Genomic DNA, 781 nt, shown 5'->3' on the forward strand with positions numbered 1-781 from the left:
CTTGAAGAAGGTCAGAGATGTCCAGCTTGTCAGCATTCTCATCAACGCCAAAGGTCCCTAGCGTGAAATCTTTGATGACGTCTGTGCTGGGTAACGTCACGGTACCTGCGTCACCTAGCTTGTACGTCACAGTGTCAGCACCGAGTCCTCCCCATATCTCATCGTTTCCGGCCCCGCCTAGCAAAGTGTCGTTGCCTGCACCACCAATCAACACATCGTTGCCGAGACCGCCGCGAAGATCATCGTTTCCTCCGTCGCTACTGTCGTCGATTAGCTCTGCATAGTGCTCCGTCAGATAGTCGATAATCGTCTGCTTGTCGGGTGGTGTGCCCGCCCCATGGTCCGGCGACCACGTAAGAAATTCGATGAGGCCGGAGTATCCCGATCCATCATGGCTACCGGCCGCAAACAGCTTTCCTGTGGAGGTATTGGTCCAGGAAAGATGGTCAGTGTTGATGCGATCGCCGAAGATCACGTCATTGCCTGCACCGCCTTCCAAGGTATCGTTGCCTGCGCTTGCCTGCCCAGCTGGCGTCAACGAGCCGGTCGTCAGGGCGAGATCGATTTCCTCCACCGTATCAACGTGGGTCGATTCTCCGGCGAGCGCTGTAAACTTTTTGCGATCATAGTCTGTGACGATAGTCTTGGAGGCAACGTTTCCTGTGTTGTCCAAGTAGTCCATATAGTGATTGCCCTTGGTGCCCTCTTTTGTCCCAGGGCGAAGCGCAATGGCATGAACGTCGGTAAGCTGAGATAGTGCCTTGAACTGTCCGACGGTATT

Annotated in this window: 1 protein-coding gene; it reads right to left on the minus strand. The window is 54.7% G+C overall.

Going from position 1 to position 781, the window contains the following annotated elements:
- Nucleotides 1-781: calcium-binding protein (locus KUV72_RS19715; protein ID WP_409995902.1), on the minus strand; the 781-nt coding region annotated here is incomplete at both ends.

Source organism: Halomonas sp. DP4Y7-1 (assembly GCF_019800705.1).
Lineage (GTDB): Bacteria > Pseudomonadota > Gammaproteobacteria > Pseudomonadales > Halomonadaceae > Halomonas > Halomonas litopenaei_A.